The following is a 14,331-nucleotide window of genomic DNA, read 5'->3' on the forward strand; positions in this document are numbered from 1 at the left end:
TAATTAAAAGCCGACTTTAAGAGTCGGCTTTTTTTTGAATAAAACCACTCATAACAAACACACTTAGAGGAAAACACTATGACGCGCCGTGCTATCGGGGTGAGTGAAAGACCGCCGCTTTTACAGACAATCCCGCTTAGTTTACAGCACCTTTTCGCCATGTTTGGCGCGACCGTGCTGGTGCCAGTTCTGTTTCATATCAATCCCGCGACGGTGCTGCTGTTTAACGGTATCGGAACGTTGCTGTATCTCTTTATCTGCAAAGGTAAAATTCCTGCCTACCTCGGATCGAGCTTTGCCTTTATTTCCCCGGTATTACTGTTGTTGCCGCTGGGTTATGAAGTGGCGCTGGGCGGTTTTATTATGTGCGGCGTGTTGTTCTGTCTGGTCTCTTTCATCGTTAAAAAAGCGGGCACCGGCTGGCTGGATGTGATGTTCCCGCCTGCGGCAATGGGCGCAATCGTTGCCGTCATCGGTCTGGAGCTGGCTGGCGTCGCGGCGGGGATGGCCGGATTACTGCCTGCGCAAGGGCAGTCGCCGGACACGAAAACAATTATTATCTCCATGGTCACGCTGGCGGTGACGGTGTTCGGCTCCGTACTGTTTCGCGGTTTCCTGGCGATCATTCCGATTTTGATCGGCGTGCTGGCGGGCTATGCGCTGTCATTCGCGCTGGGAGTGGTCGATACCACGCCGATTGCCCAGGCACACTGGTTTGCGCTGCCGACTTTCTATACGCCGCGTTTTGAATGGTTCGCGATCCTGACGATTCTGCCCGCGGCGTTGGTCGTGATCGCCGAGCATGTCGGTCATCTGGTGGTGACGGCGAATATCGTCAAAAAAGATTTAGTGCGCGATCCCGGTTTGCACCGCTCGATGTTCGCTAACGGACTGTCGACGATCATTTCCGGTTTCTTCGGCTCCACGCCGAATACCACCTATGGGGAAAATATTGGCGTCATGGCGATCACCCGCGTTTACAGTACCTGGGTTATCGGCGGCGCGGCGATTTTCGCCATTCTGCTTTCCTGCGTTGGCAAACTGGCGGCGGCGATTCAGATTATCCCGTTACCCGTGATGGGCGGCGTCTCGCTGCTGTTGTACGGCGTTATCGGCGCGTCGGGGATTCGCGTATTGATCGAATCGAAAGTCGACTACAACAAAGCGCAAAACCTGATCCTCACCTCGGTGATTTTGATCATCGGCGTGAGCGGCGCGAAAGTGCATATCGGCGCGGCAGAATTGAAAGGGATGGCGCTGGCGACCATCGTCGGGATTTGCCTGAGCCTGATTTTTAAACTGATTAGCCTGTTGCGTCCGGAAGAAGTGGTACTGGAGGCAAATGATGCGGAGCCCCCGCATCAGTAACGGGTTGCCGGGCAGCGATGCTGCCCGGTTCTATCTCACGGGAATTATGTGGTAAACTCAGCGCGATTTTATGTCATCCTGGGTTGAGGTATCTCTGAACACACCGGCACAGCTCTCTTTGCCACTTTATCTTCCTGACGACGAAACTTTCGCAAGTTTCTGGCCGGGGGATAACGCCTCTCTACTGGCCGCGTTACAAAACGTGTTGCGCCAGGAACATAGTGGATATATCTACCTTTGGGCGCGTGAAGGCGCGGGCCGCAGCCATTTACTGCACGCCGCCTGTGCTGAACTGTCGCAGCGTGGAGATGCGGTAGGCTACGTCCCGCTCGATAAACGTACCTGGTTCGTGCCGGAAGTGCTCGACGGTATGGAACACCTCTCGCTGGTGTGTATTGATAACATTGAGTGTGTCGCTGGCGATGAACTGTGGGAGATGGCGATCTTTGATCTCTATAACCGCATTCTGGAGTCCGGTAAGACGCGGTTATTGATCACCGGCGATCGTCCGCCAAGACAGTTAAATCTGGGCTTGCCCGATCTCGCTTCCCGTCTGGACTGGGGGCAAATCTATAAACTCCAGCCTCTTTCCGATGAAGACAAACTTCAGGCGCTACAGTTGCGCGCCCGGTTACGGGGGTTTGAACTGCCGGAAGATGTCGGGCGGTTTTTACTCAAACGTCTTGATCGCGAAATGCGCACGCTGTTTATGACGCTGGATCAGCTCGATCATGCGTCGATCACTGCCCAGCGAAAACTGACGATCCCGTTTGTCAAAGAGATCCTGAAACTGTAATACGCCGCGACGGCGGCGTTCAACGGTTAACCGAGGATGTCCAGCACCTGCTCAGGCGGTCGGCCAATGCGCGCCTGACCATTTGCCACCACAATGGGGCGCTCCATCAGTTTAGGGTGTTCAACCAGCGCCTGGATTAACGCCTCTTCACTCAGCTCACTATCCGCCAGGTGAAGCGTTTTATAGAGATCTTCTTTCTGGCGCATCAGTTCGCGCGCGCTGGACATGCCCAACATACGCAGCAGTTCCCGCACGGTGGCGGCATCGGCGGGCGTATCCAGATAAAGCACCACTTCCGGTTCCACGCCGTTAGATTTCAGTAGGTTCAGCGTGTCGCGGCTCTTCGAGCAGCGCGGGTTATGGTAGATTTTAATCGTGTCGGTCATGAGTTCTCCTTGTGACGCCATCCGGCTAATAAACGGCGATTACATTTTCGTGTATGGCTTGAAGCGTTCCTGTAACTGGCGCAACTGGTCGATACGCGCATCGTAACGCGCCTGTTGCTGGCTACCCAGTTTTGCCTGGGCGCTGGCGCTACTGAGCAGTGAAATTGCCTGATCCAGTCGTCCCGCCAGCGCATAACTTTCAGCGCGCGCCGCCAGCTCCTGATCGCGGTTGTTCAGCGCGGCTTCGGCCTGAGCAAGCAGATCCCAGCCGTTACCGTCATCTTTATGGCTAAAGGTGTAGCGATTCAGAATGGTTTCCGCCGCTTTCGGCTGGCCTCCCTGGAGGTACGCATTGGCGAGGTTTAACTGCAGCACAGGATTAACGCGCAGATCGCGGGCATTTTTCAGGCGATTAATCGCGTCGTTGGCTCTTTTCTGCCCCAGGTCAATATCGGTGGCGAGGTCAAGATACCAGGCATTATTCGGTTCCGCGCTTAATAGCGGCTGCAACGTTTTGCGCGCTTCATCGTACTTGCTCGCTTCCATCGCCTGCAACGCCCGGCCATATTGCGCCGCATGTTGCTGACGCACGTTGCCTTTAGACCACTGATCCAGCAGGTCGCTGGTGAGCTGGTTACGTCCGGAATTGTACATTCCCAGGGCGCGCGCTTTGGCGAAATAAAAGTCGGCGGAAGATTGCACCACGACCGGGCGCATCTGGTTGGCACGGTTGCGGGCATCCGCAAGGCGGCTTTCCGGTAAGGGGTGAGTGAGCAAAATTTCAGGCGGACGCGTGGAGTAACGCGCCTGGTCGAGCAGTTTTTCGAGGAAAGAGGGCATCGCCTGTGGGTCAAATCCGGCGCGTTGCAGTACCTGAATACCAATACGGTCGGCTTCTTGCTCATTTTGCTGGGTGAAACTTATCATTCCCTGGCGCGTTCCCGCCAGAGTACCGGTTAGCGCCGCCATACCGGCCTGTGGGCTGGCCATGGCCAGCAAAATGGAACCCAGCGCGCCCACCCAGGTAAGCGGCGCGCTGCGCTTTTGATCTTCCATCGCGCGCGCCAGGTGGCGCTGCGTCACGTGGGAGATTTCATGCGCCATGACTGAAGCTAGCTGGCTTTCGTTATCCGCGTAGCGAAAAAGCGCCGAGTGCAGCACCACATTGCCGCCAAAGAACGCGAACGCGTTGATTTCGTCATTATTGATCAAGAAAAAATGGAAGGGCGTTTTGACGGAGTCGGCGTGCGAGACCAGACGCATCCCCAGCGCGTTAATGTATTGCACCAGCAGCGGATCGTTGATTAACGGCGCGCTACCGCGTAGCTGGCGTACATAAAAGTCGCCCATTTGCATCTCTTGTCCGATAGAAAGCGTGCTTCCTGCCGAGGTTCCCATATCGGGCAGCGTGTCGGCAGGGTCGGCAAATGCGGGCGCGACCTGACCGAGAGCCAATGCTGCAATGAGGGTTGCCACCAGGTTTTTTTTCAACTGCCTGAACATAACCTCTATCCTGTTGTTTTGAGATAGCCCTTTGACCAACGTCGTGAAATATCGTTCCACGCTCCGACACTTCATAAGTGTAACTGTGATGAGCACAGACTCACTATTTTAGTTTCCTGAATCAACGATAAAAAGCGAAGTCTTTTTTGTGACATTTCGATACAATTCGGCATCACAATCCCGCAGTTGAGTTCTGGGAAGGGTTTTATGCTCGAAATGTTAATGCAATGGTATCGCCGTCGCTTCAGCGACCCGGAGGCGATTGCCTTGCTGGTCATTCTGGTGGCTGGTTTTAGCATCCTCTTTTTCTTTAGCGGCCTGTTAGCGCCGCTGCTGGTCGCAATCGTACTGGCCTACCTGCTGGAGTGGCCGACGGCGCGCCTGCAGGCGATTGGCTGTTCCCGGCGCTGGGCAGCCTCCATTGTCCTTATCCTCTTTGTCGGCATTCTGTTATTAATGGCGTTTGTGGTGATGCCGATTGCCTGGCAGCAGGGTATTTACCTGATTCGTGATATGCCCGGTATGCTGAATAAACTGTCCGATTTCGCCGCGACCTTGCCGCGACGCTATCCGGCGCTGATGGATGCGGGCATTATTGATGCGATGGCGGAAAACATGCGTACCCGGATGCTTAACATGGGCGATTCGGTGGTGAAATATTCGCTGGCTTCGTTAGTCGGGCTACTGACGCTGGCGGTATATCTGGTGCTGGTGCCGCTGATGGTCTTTTTCCTGGTAAAAGATAAAGAGCAGATGCTGAATGCCGTGCGCCGCGTGCTGCCGCGTAATCGCGGGCTGGCGGGGCAGGTGTGGAATGAGATGAATCAGCAGATCACCAACTATATCCGCGGAAAAGTGCTGGAGATGGTAGTGGTGGGCGTGGCGACCTGGCTGGGCTTTTTGCTGTTTGGCCTCAACTATTCGCTACTGTTGGCGGTACTGGTGGGCTTTTCGGTCCTGATCCCCTATATCGGCGCCTTTGTGGTGACAATTCCGGTGGTGGGCGTCGCGCTGTTTCAGTTTGGCCTGGGGACGGAATTCTGGAGCTGTTTTGCCGTTTATCTGATTATTCAGGCGCTGGATGGCAATCTGCTGGTACCGGTACTTTTCTCCGAAGCGGTGAATTTGCATCCGCTGGTGATTATTCTGTCAGTGGTGATTTTCGGCGGTCTGTGGGGTTTCTGGGGGGTGTTTTTCGCCATTCCATTGGCGACGCTGATTAAAGCCGTTGTCCATGCCTGGCCGGATGGTCAGGTGACGGATACCTCATCCTGAGCGGTCTATACAAAAGTTGTAAAGCGTGAACAACATCATAGTGCCCTGCCGCCATTTTGCGCACGCCTGATGAGGGACAAGCGCTTAGAAAGCCGCTCTTTTTTTTAATGCCGCACCGTGTTGCGGCATTTTTATTGTCGGAACCTACAAAATTCTCGCTGTAAAGCCGCCAAAATTTGGTGACTTAGCCTAAGCATTCTTCTGAGAAATTCGTTAATAAGTGACATCATTGATGCGAGATTGTTTTTTTAATGTGAAGCGATAACGAAACAGGGAATGAGTGTGTTGAGAAAACATTACTTGAAAGGGTATACCGCGCGGCAAATTGTACAGCGAGCCATGAAAATTATTCCTTACTCGGTAAACGTCATGGATGAGCATGGCGTCATTATCGCGTCTGGCGAACCTTCGCGGCTTCGCCAGCGTCACGAAGGGGCCATTCTGGCGCTGAAGGAAAACCGTATTGTAGAAATTGATTCCGCTACCGCCAATCAGCTTAAAGGCGTGCGATCCGGCATTAATCTTCCCATCTCTTTTCATGAACAGCTTATCGGCGTGGTCGGCATTACCGGCGAACCGGAGGAGGTTCGCGCGTATGCCGAGCTGGTTAAAATGGCGGCGGAGCTGGTGATCGAGCATATGGTGCTGATCGAACAGCGACAGTGGGATAAACGCTATCGCGAAGAGCTGATCAACCAATTGATTTTGCGAGAAAATTCAACAGAGTCGTTGCGCTCTATGGCGGCCTATCTGGGCATTGATCTGGCGGTTCCCAGAGTGGTGCTGATTATTGAACTTTCCCAGCCGGATCGCGAAGCGCTGCGCAATGTAATGGATTATTTCGAGAATCACGCGCGCAACCATTTGGTGACGTTTACCGAATTTAATGAATTAATCATTATTAAGCCTATCACGTTAAAAGAGGGAAAGTGGAATACCCGCCAGGAAATGGGCGAATTGCAGATTTTTAAATCATGGGCTGCATCATCGGGCTTTAGCCGTATTTTGGTTGGGGGTTATTTTGCCGGCGAGACGGGATTGCACCGATCTTTGCTCACTGCGAGAGCCACGCAGGCGATGGCGAAAAGACAAAAGCTGCGCAGCCAGTACATTTTTTATCATGACCATGCGCTTCCCGCGCTGCTAAGCGGGCTGTCTGAAAGTTGGCAAGTGCAGGAGTTATCGCGTCTGTGGCTGCAACTGGCGCAACATGACGCGAAAGGCGTATTGCAACAGACGCTGCGGACCTGGTTTGAACATAATTGTGACCTGACGCAAACGGCCAAAGCATTGCATATTCATGTGAATACATTGCGCTATCGCTTACAGCGCTGCGAGGATATTACGCACATAAAAATCAACGAGTTAAAAAGTACGCTTTGGCTTTATATCGGTATGGAGCTCCAGGCCGAATCTGTACCGTCCGACAAGTTACCGCTGCCAGGTCGAATCGAAATTTGTTGAAAGCTCCAGCGGATTTTTAGGCGGGTTTTTCCATACTGCGCGCTCCATGTTAAGGGAGGCGCAGTATATGACGTCGATATCCACCCTGGGAGCCATTGCCGCATTGGTTGTGGCCATCGTATTAATTTTAAGAAAAGTGTCGCCAGCCTACGGCATGATGGCGGGCGCGCTGGTCGGCGGTTTGATTGGCGGCGCCGATCTTCTGCAAACCGTGTCGCTGATGGTGTCAGGCGCGCAGGGCATCGTTAATGCCGTATTGCGTATTCTGGCCGCAGGCGTACTGGCGGGCGTATTAATTGAGTCCGGGGCGGCGAATACGATTGCTGAGACGATTGTCCGCAAAGTGGGGGAAACCCGGGCATTATTGGCATTAGCCATTGCCACACTATGTTTGACCGCCGTCGGCGTATTTATTGATGTGGCGGTGATTACCGTCGCGCCGATTGCGCTGTCGATTGCGCGTAATGCAGGCCTGTCAAAAAGCGCTATTCTGCTGGCGATGGTTGGCGGCGGCAAAGCGGGTAACGTGATGTCACCCAACCCGAACGCTATTGCCGCCTCTGATGCGTTTCATGTTCCTCTTACCTCTATTATGCTGGCGGGCGTGGTTCCGGGCATCGTTGGGCTTATTATCGCCTATCTGTTAGCGAAACGGCTGAATAATAAAGGCGCGGGCGTCGCCGATCATGAAGTGACTCACCATGATGACTCCGTCGCCAGACCCGGCTTTCTGGTGGCGATTAGCGCGCCGCTGGTCGCTATTTTCCTGCTTTCTCTCCGTCCGTTTGCCGGCATTTCCATTGACCCGTTAATTGCCCTGCCCGTAGGGGGATTGGTCGGTCTGCTGTTGATGGGACGCGCGCGCCACTGTAACCAGTACATGGTCGCCGGTCTGATGCGTATGGCGCCTGTCGCTATTATGTTGCTGGGAACCGGTACGCTGGCCGGCATTATCGCTAATTCCGAACTTAAAGATGTCCTGATTCATGGCCTCACCGCTTCGGGATTGCCGTCCTGGCTGTTGGCGCCCGTGTCTGGCGCCATGATGTCAATGGCGACGGCCTCAACCACGGCGGGAACGGCGGTGGCGTCCGGCGTTTTCTCTCCCACGTTACTTGAACTTGGCGTTTCCGCCCTGGCGGGAGCCGCTATGATCCATGCGGGCGCCACGGTGCTGGACCATCTGCCGCACGGCAGCTTTTTCCACGCGACGGGCGGCAGCGTCAATATGCAAATTCATGAACGTTTAAAGCTAATGCCGTATGAAACGCTGGTGGGGTTAGCCATTACCTTTATTTCTACTCTGATGTTCGGTTTCTTTGGTTTTGCAGGATAATCCCTATGAAAATTGTTATTGCTCCTGATTCATTTAAAGAAAGTTTGTCCGCAATGGCGGTCGCTGAGGCGATAGAAAAGGGGTTCCGCGAAATTTATCCTGACGCCGACTACGTTAAAGTGCCCATGGCGGATGGCGGGGAAGGAACCGTACAATCAATGGTGGAGGCCAGCGGCGGGCGTTATGTCGACCAGTGGGTACAAGGCCCGCTTGGGCAACCGGTGGCCGCGCGCTGGGGAATGCTGGGCGATAGCGATACCGCCGTGATTGAAATGGCGGCGGCATCCGGGCTGCATCACGTTTCGCCTGAATTGCGCAACCCGCTTAATACCACCAGCTACGGCACCGGCGAGTTAATCGTCGCGGCGCTGGAGCGTGGCGTAAAGCGTATTATTCTGGGAATTGGCGGCAGTGCGACGAATGACGGCGGCGCGGGGATGATGCAGGCGCTTGGCGTTATATTGCGCGATAAACAGGGGCGCTCGCTTTCTCCGGGCGGCGAGGCGCTGGCGGCGCTGGCGTCTATCGATTTGTCCGGTTGTCACCCATTGCTGCGTAAGGTATCGATAACCGTGGCGTGTGATGTCAACAATCCGTTGTGTGGTCCCCAGGGCGCATCGGCCATCTTTGGCCCACAAAAAGGGGCGACAGCGGAAATGGTGAACACCCTGGACGCGGCGCTGGAAAACTGGGGCCGACATATTTATCAGGCTACGGGGCGTGAGGTGATTAATGCTCCCGGCGCGGGCGCGGCAGGTGGAATGGGCGCCGCGCTTTTAGGATTGTTCAATGCGGAATTACGCGCCGGCGTAGAGATTGTCGTGGAAACGCTACAGCTTGAGCAGGCGGTTAAAGATGCCGATCTGGTGATTACCGGAGAAGGGCGGCTGGACAGCCAAAGTATTTGCGGCAAGACGCCGATTGGCGTCGCCAGAGTGGCGAAGCGGTATCATAAACCGGTTATCGCGCTCGCCGGTGGGCTGCAACACGATCATCACGTTGTGTATCAACAGGGTATCGATGCAGCGCTGTCGATTTTGTCGCATATCGTTACGCTGCCGGAAGCCTTACACGAGGCGGAATATAACCTGAGCCTGTCGGCGCGCAATGTGGCGGCGATATGGCGTCTGGCGCGGCAAGCCTGACGGCGCATTCCCTTTCCAGGCCGCACATCAGCGCGGCCTGAGGCTTTTACGCGTTTTCTTTCAGCCAGTTCAGCACCACATCATGGTGATTGCTGGTTTTAAAATCATTAAAGACGTGTTCAATCTTACCATCAGCGTCAATCAAAAAGCTGATGCGGTGAATGCCGTCATACGTTTTGCCCATAAACGACTTTTCGCCCCAGACGCCGAACTGTTCACACACCTGATGGTTTTCATCGGACAAAAGGGTAAAGTTCAGCAGCTCTTTTTCAGCGAAACGGGAGAGTTTTTCAGGTTTATCGGTGCTGATGCCCAGCACGTCCACGCCTGCTTTTTTGAGCTCGTCCATGTTATCGCGTAAGCCGCAGGCCTGCACGGTACAGCCGGGTGTCATGGCTTTTGGGTAGAAATAAACCAGAACGCGCTGTCCCTGGAAGTCGGTCAAATTTACTTGTTCCCCGTCTTGATCCGGCAAGCTAAATTTCGGTGCGATATCACCGGCTTTCAGTGGATTCATTACTTAACTCCATCCTGTTCATCATGTTGTGAGTAATTGACGACGTTTATACTGCCTTGCGCATTGAGTTCTGTACATAGTGCTTTAAAGGCTTGCTCAATATTTGCGGAATTTTGCGACGCCGGGCTATGTGCGGTGATTTGAATAAATAATTGCGCAGCTTTATCACCTTCAGCCGGCTGTGTGCGGGAGACCAGCTCCGCAATATTCATTTCATGACTATTAAACAGCGCGGTGAATCGCTCAATTAAATGCGGGGAGTCGGCGACCTCAACCTGAACCCATACCGTCGCGGGCATTGCCGGGCGGGGGCGGTCGGACGTCCGTTTCATCACAATCAGCAGATCCAGCTCCGCGCCTTTTAACGGCAATGTCGATTCAATCAAGGTAATCGCGTTCCACGTGCCGGACAACAGCATAATAAACGTGAATTCATCGCCCAGCATCGCCAGTCGGCTGTCTTCGATATTACAGCCGCAACTGCTGACATGGCGAGTAATGGTATTCACAATACCGGGCCTGTCGGCGCCCAGCGCAGTGATAACCAAATAGTGTTGTGATGACGGTGTCAAACCAGTTATTCCTTTGAGCGGTGAGGTAATCTTAAGGAAACCATAAAAAAAACCTGCATACAACAATCAGAACGGCTTTGGTCGCTTGCTTTTATTGCCATACCAAACGTACCATTGAGAGACTTGTTTGCACAGAGGATGGCCCATGTTCACGGGAAGTATTGTCGCGCTTGTTACGCCGATGGATGAGAAAGGTAACGTCAGTAGGTCTTGCCTGAAAAAACTCATTGATTATCATGTCGCCAACGGTACCTCGGCGATTGTTTCGGTTGGCACTACCGGCGAGTCTGCCACGCTAAGCCATGATGAACATGGCGATGTCGTGATGATGACGCTGGAACTGGCTGACGGACGTATTCCGGTTATCGCCGGCACGGGCGCAAACGCGACCGCGGAAGCGATTAGCCTGACGCAGCGTTTTAACGATAGCGGCATTGTTGGCTGCCTGACGGTAACGCCGTACTACAATCGCCCGACGCAGGAAGGTTTGTTCCAGCATTTCAAAGCCATCGCGGAACACACTGACTTGCCGCAAATTCTGTATAATGTGCCGTCCCGTACCGGTTGCGACATGTTGCCGGAAACCGTGGGTCGTCTGGCGGAAATAAAAAATATTATCGCTATCAAAGAGGCGACAGGGAACTTAACCCGCGTTCACCAGATCAAAGAGCTGGTTTCAGACGATTTTATTCTGCTTAGCGGCGATGACGCGTCTGCGCTGGACTTTATGCAACTGGGTGGGCATGGCGTGATTTCCGTTACGGCTAACGTAGCGGCGCGCGAGATGGCTGACATGTGCAAACTGGCGGCGGAAGGGCAATTTGCCGAGGCGCGCGCTATCAACCAGCGTCTGATGCCGTTACACAACAAACTATTTGTCGAACCCAATCCTATCCCGGTGAAATGGGCATGTAAGGCATTGGGTCTTGTGGCGACCGACACGCTGCGCCTGCCAATGACGCCTATCACGGACCATGGTCGTGACATCGTCAAAGCAGCGCTTCAGCATGCTGGCCTGCTGTAAAGTTTAGGGAGATTTGATGGCTTACTCAGTACAAAAGTCGCGCCTGGCGAAGGTTGCGGGTGTTTCGCTTGTTTTGCTGCTCGCTGCCTGTAGTTCCGATTCGCGCTACAAGCGCCAGGTAAGCGGCGATGAATCCTATCTGGATGCCGCGCCGCTTGCTGAACTTCACGCCCCGGCAGGAATGATCCTGCCGATAACGACCGGCGACTACGTTATTCCGGTCACGAAGGGGAGCGGCGCGGTTGGTAAGGCGTTGGATATCCGTCCGCCAGCGCAGCCGTTAGCGTTAGTGAGCGGTGCGCGTACCCAGTTCTCTGGCGATACCGCTACGCTATTGGTGGAAAATGGTCGTAGCAGCACGCTGTGGCCGCAAGTCGTCAGCGTGATTCAGGCGAAAAATTATCCGATTGAAAAACGTGACGATGCCAGCCAGACCCTGACGACCGATTGGGTGAACTGGAACCGCCTGGATGAAGACGAACAGTATCGTGGACGTTATCAAATCTCGGTGAAGCCGCAGGGCTATCAGCAGGCGGTAACGGTAAAACTGGTTAATCTGGAACAGGCTGGCAAGCCGGTCGCTGACGCGGCGTCGCTGCAGCGCTATAGCACTGAAATGATGAACGTCATTTCCGCCGGTCTGGATAAGACCGCTACGGATGCGGCAAATGCCGCGCAGAACCGTTCCGCCGCAACGATGGATGTGCAGAGCGCCGCTGATGATACCGGTTTACCTATGCTGGTCGTTCGCGGTCCGTTCAACCTCGTGTGGCAGCGCCTCCCGGCCGCGCTGGAAAAAGTGGGCATGAAAGTCACCGACAGCACTCGCTCTCAGGGCAGCATGGCGGTAACGTACAAACCGTTGTCTGACAGCGACTGGCGGGATCTGGGCGCTAGCGACCCGGGCCTGGCATCCGGAGACTATAAATTGCAGGTTGGCGATTTAGATAACCGCAGCAGCTTGCAGTTTATCGATCCTAAGGGGCATACTCTGACGCAAAGCCAGAACGACGCGCTGGTTGCCGTCTTCCAGGCAGCGTTCAACAAGTAATTTAACAGGGCTGGAGTAATCCGGCCCTTTTTTCTGATAAGATACGCAAACGTGTGCGTCGGTACAAAAACGCGATTTAACCGCTATTTCGCACCACAATTACAGGCCGACGTCTCCGGCAGGCGTAGCAGGAAATGAATACTTATCGTTAATTCACACCCAGGAGTGTTAAAGATGCAAAAGCAAGCTGAGTTGTATCGTGGTAAAGCGAAAACCGTATACAGCACGGAAAACCCGGACCTGTTGGTGCTCGAATTCCGCAATGATACGTCAGCAGGGGATGGCGCGCGCATTGAACAGTTTGATCGCAAGGGCATGGTAAATAACAAATTCAACCATTTCATTATGACCAAACTGGCCGAGGCGGGCATCCCGACCCAGATGGAACGTTTGCTGTCTGATACCGAGTGTCTGGTGAAGAAGCTGGAGATGGTGCCGGTTGAATGTGTGGTGCGCAACCGTGCGGCTGGGTCGTTGGTCAAGCGTCTGGGCGTGGAAGAAGGCATGGAGCTTAACCCGCCGATATTCGATCTGTTCCTGAAAAACGACGCGCTGCACGACCCGATGGTGAATAGTTCCTACTGTGAAACGTTCGGTTGGGTAAGTCAGGAAAATCTGGCGCGTATGAAAGAGCTAACCTACAAAGCCAACGACGTACTGAAAAAACTGTTTGATGACGCGGGTCTTATCCTGGTGGATTTCAAACTGGAGTTTGGCCTGTATAAAGGCGAAGTGGTGCTGGGCGATGAGTTTTCGCCGGACGGTAGTCGCCTGTGGGATAAAGAGACGCTGGACAAAATGGACAAAGACCGCTTCCGCCAGAGCCTGGGCGGTCTGATTGAAGCCTATGAAGCCGTTGCGCATCGCCTGGGCGTGAAATTAGATTAATTCCGCTTCTGACCGGGGGGCAACCGCTCTCCGGTATCATCCTTTCCTCATTCTGATAGCGTTTACCTGTGGTAATCCTGCGCCTGACCGCCTACGATCATCTGTATAACAAAGAGAGAATGAGGTGATTATGCGCTGGCAAGGGCGTCGTGAAAGTAACAATGTAGAGGACAGACGTAATCGGCCAGACGGCCCCTCGCTGGGTGGCCCTGGCTTTCGTCTTCCGCGCGGAAAAGGCGGCATCATTCTGTTGGTGGTGGTGTTGGTCGCAGGGTACTATGGGGTGGATTTAACCGGTCTGTTGACCGGTCAGCCGGTTTCGCAGCAGCAGTCGACGCGTTCGATAAGCCCCAATGATGATGAAGCGGCAAAATTTACCTCGGTGATTCTGGCGACGACCGAAGATACCTGGGGGCAACTCTTTCAAAAAATGGGGCGCGGCTATCAGCAGCCAAAACTGGTGATGTACCGTGGTATGACGCGTACCGGCTGTGGTGCGGGTCAGTCCGTGATGGGGCCGTTTTACTGCCCGGCGGACGGCACCGTCTATATCGATCTCTCATTTTACGATGATATGAAAAATAAGCTGGGCGCGGACGGTGATTTTGCCCAGGGTTATGTTATCGCCCACGAAGTCGGCCACCACGTACAAAAACTGTTAGGTATTGAGCCGAAAGTACGCCAGTTACAACAAAACGCGTCGCAAACGGAGGTGAATCGCCTTTCGGTGCGCATGGAGCTACAGGCGGATTGCTTTGCCGGCGTGTGGGGACACAGTATGCAGCAGCAAGGCGTACTGGAGGCGGGCGATCTGGAAGAGGCGCTCAATGCCGCACAGGCTATCGGCGACGATCGCTTACAGCAACAGGGGCAGGGGCGCGTCGTGCCGGATAGTTTTACCCACGGCACCTCAGAACAGCGCTACAGCTGGTTTAAGCGTGGATTTGACAGCGGTGACCCGGCGCAATGTAATACGTTTGGCAAAAACTTTTGATAAACCGGGGCA

Annotated in this window: 14 protein-coding genes; 10 read left to right on the plus strand and 4 right to left on the minus strand. The window is 54.1% G+C overall.

The genetic code is table 11. The features are described 5' to 3' along the window. Window positions 1–78 precede the first annotated feature (78 nt). Window positions 79–1,368 carry a uracil permease gene (gene uraA / locus J4728_RS08540; protein WP_000198335.1) on the plus strand — a complete coding sequence of 430 codons (1,290 nt, stop codon included), beginning with the start codon at window positions 79–81 and terminating at the stop codon, window positions 1,366–1,368. Window positions 1,369–1,462: 94 nt separating this feature from the next. Continuing rightward, a complete protein-coding gene (locus J4728_RS08545; protein WP_061835882.1) occupies window positions 1,463–2,164 on the plus strand; it encodes a DnaA inactivator Hda in 702 nt (233 codons plus the stop codon). Window positions 2,165–2,190: 26 nt separating this feature from the next. On the opposite strand, the gene arsC is transcribed toward J4728_RS08545, so the two are convergent. Beyond that, window positions 2,191–2,550 carry an arsenate reductase (glutaredoxin) gene (gene arsC / locus J4728_RS08550; protein WP_000132648.1) on the minus strand — a complete coding sequence of 120 codons (360 nt, stop codon included), beginning with the start codon at window positions 2,548–2,550 and terminating at the stop codon, window positions 2,191–2,193. Between the two features lie 39 nt (window positions 2,551–2,589). Further along, entirely contained in the window at window positions 2,590–4,053 is a 1,464-nt protein-coding gene (gene bepA, locus J4728_RS08555) for a beta-barrel assembly-enhancing protease (protein ID WP_000489630.1), read from the minus strand. Window positions 4,054–4,260: 207 nt separating this feature from the next. Between bepA and J4728_RS08560 the strand changes: the two genes are divergently transcribed. The 4 genes from J4728_RS08560 to J4728_RS08575 all read left to right on the plus strand — a co-directional run bounded on the left by J4728_RS08560 (window position 4,261) and on the right by J4728_RS08575 (window position 9,273). Continuing rightward, window positions 4,261–5,328: an AI-2E family transporter gene (locus tag J4728_RS08560; RefSeq protein ID WP_000892057.1), complete on the plus strand. Its 1,068-nt coding sequence runs from the start codon at window positions 4,261–4,263 to the stop codon at window positions 5,326–5,328. Window positions 5,329–5,604: 276 nt separating this feature from the next. Further along, entirely contained in the window at window positions 5,605–6,792 is a 1,188-nt protein-coding gene (locus tag J4728_RS08565; RefSeq protein ID WP_001533732.1) for a sugar diacid recognition domain-containing protein, read from the plus strand. Between the two features lie 67 nt (window positions 6,793–6,859). Then, complete coding sequence (locus tag J4728_RS08570) at window positions 6,860–8,128, plus strand: GntP family permease (RefSeq protein WP_000200859.1); 1,269 nt, start codon at window positions 6,860–6,862, stop codon at window positions 8,126–8,128. Window positions 8,129–8,133: 5 nt separating this feature from the next. Beyond that, the gene (locus J4728_RS08575) at window positions 8,134–9,273 is read left to right on the plus strand and encodes a glycerate kinase (protein ID WP_208211592.1); all 1,140 of its coding nucleotides are present in this window, start codon (window positions 8,134–8,136) and stop codon (window positions 9,271–9,273) included. A gap of 46 nt (window positions 9,274–9,319) precedes the next feature. Here J4728_RS08575 and bcp read toward each other — a convergent pair whose 3' ends face one another. Further along, window positions 9,320–9,790 (minus strand): thioredoxin-dependent thiol peroxidase, encoded by a 471-nt coding sequence (bcp, locus tag J4728_RS08580; protein WP_001068686.1) that lies wholly within the window; start codon window positions 9,788–9,790, stop codon window positions 9,320–9,322. Further along, window positions 9,790–10,362 (minus strand): glycine cleavage system transcriptional repressor, encoded by a 573-nt coding sequence (locus J4728_RS08585; RefSeq protein WP_000189061.1) that lies wholly within the window; start codon window positions 10,360–10,362, stop codon window positions 9,790–9,792. Before J4728_RS08585 ends, bcp begins: the two co-directional genes overlap by 1 nt. 145 nt (window positions 10,363–10,507) lie before the next feature. Between J4728_RS08585 and dapA the strand changes: the two genes are divergently transcribed. From dapA to J4728_RS08605, 4 genes are all read left to right on the plus strand, one after another. Further along, window positions 10,508–11,386 (plus strand): 4-hydroxy-tetrahydrodipicolinate synthase, encoded by an 879-nt coding sequence (dapA, locus tag J4728_RS08590; protein ID WP_000494020.1) that lies wholly within the window; start codon window positions 10,508–10,510, stop codon window positions 11,384–11,386. A 16-nt stretch (window positions 11,387–11,402) separates the two neighbouring features. After that, complete coding sequence (gene bamC, locus J4728_RS08595; RefSeq protein WP_000331877.1) at window positions 11,403–12,437, plus strand: outer membrane protein assembly factor BamC; 1,035 nt, start codon at window positions 11,403–11,405, stop codon at window positions 12,435–12,437. A gap of 174 nt (window positions 12,438–12,611) precedes the next feature. Beyond that, window positions 12,612–13,325 carry a phosphoribosylaminoimidazolesuccinocarboxamide synthase gene (gene purC / locus J4728_RS08600; protein WP_001171630.1) on the plus strand — a complete coding sequence of 238 codons (714 nt, stop codon included), beginning with the start codon at window positions 12,612–12,614 and terminating at the stop codon, window positions 13,323–13,325. A 130-nt stretch (window positions 13,326–13,455) separates the two neighbouring features. Then, window positions 13,456–14,319, plus strand: a complete 864-nt coding sequence (locus tag J4728_RS08605; RefSeq protein WP_023203851.1) for a neutral zinc metallopeptidase — start codon at window positions 13,456–13,458, stop codon at window positions 14,317–14,319. Window positions 14,320–14,331: the final 12 nt, after the last annotated feature.

Origin of the sequence: Salmonella sp. 32070601201500089SM, assembly GCF_017573605.1 — a bacterium.
Taxonomy (GTDB): Bacteria; Pseudomonadota; Gammaproteobacteria; order Enterobacterales; family Enterobacteriaceae; genus Salmonella; species Salmonella enterica.

Bases quoted from the DNA above. Each gene is read 5' to 3' on its own strand.
- uraA (WP_000198335.1), top strand. From the start codon at position 79: ATGACGCGCCGTGCTATCGGGGTGAGTGAAAGACCGCCGCTTTTACAG.
- arsC (WP_000132648.1), bottom strand. From the start codon at position 2,550: ATGACCGACACGATTAAAATCTACCATAACCCGCGCTGCTCGAAGAGC.
- bepA (WP_000489630.1), bottom strand. From the start codon at position 4,053: ATGTTCAGGCAGTTGAAAAAAAACCTGGTGGCAACCCTCATTGCAGCA.
- J4728_RS08560 (WP_000892057.1), top strand. From the start codon at position 4,261: ATGCTCGAAATGTTAATGCAATGGTATCGCCGTCGCTTCAGCGACCCG.
- J4728_RS08565 (WP_001533732.1), top strand. From the start codon at position 5,605: ATGAGTGTGTTGAGAAAACATTACTTGAAAGGGTATACCGCGCGGCAA.
- J4728_RS08570 (WP_000200859.1), top strand. From the start codon at position 6,860: ATGACGTCGATATCCACCCTGGGAGCCATTGCCGCATTGGTTGTGGCC.
- J4728_RS08575 (WP_208211592.1), top strand. From the start codon at position 8,134: ATGAAAATTGTTATTGCTCCTGATTCATTTAAAGAAAGTTTGTCCGCA.
- bcp (WP_001068686.1), bottom strand. From the start codon at position 9,790: ATGAATCCACTGAAAGCCGGTGATATCGCACCGAAATTTAGCTTGCCG.
- dapA (WP_000494020.1), top strand. From the start codon at position 10,508: ATGTTCACGGGAAGTATTGTCGCGCTTGTTACGCCGATGGATGAGAAA.
- bamC (WP_000331877.1), top strand. From the start codon at position 11,403: ATGGCTTACTCAGTACAAAAGTCGCGCCTGGCGAAGGTTGCGGGTGTT.
- purC (WP_001171630.1), top strand. From the start codon at position 12,612: ATGCAAAAGCAAGCTGAGTTGTATCGTGGTAAAGCGAAAACCGTATAC.
- J4728_RS08605 (WP_023203851.1), top strand. From the start codon at position 13,456: ATGCGCTGGCAAGGGCGTCGTGAAAGTAACAATGTAGAGGACAGACGT.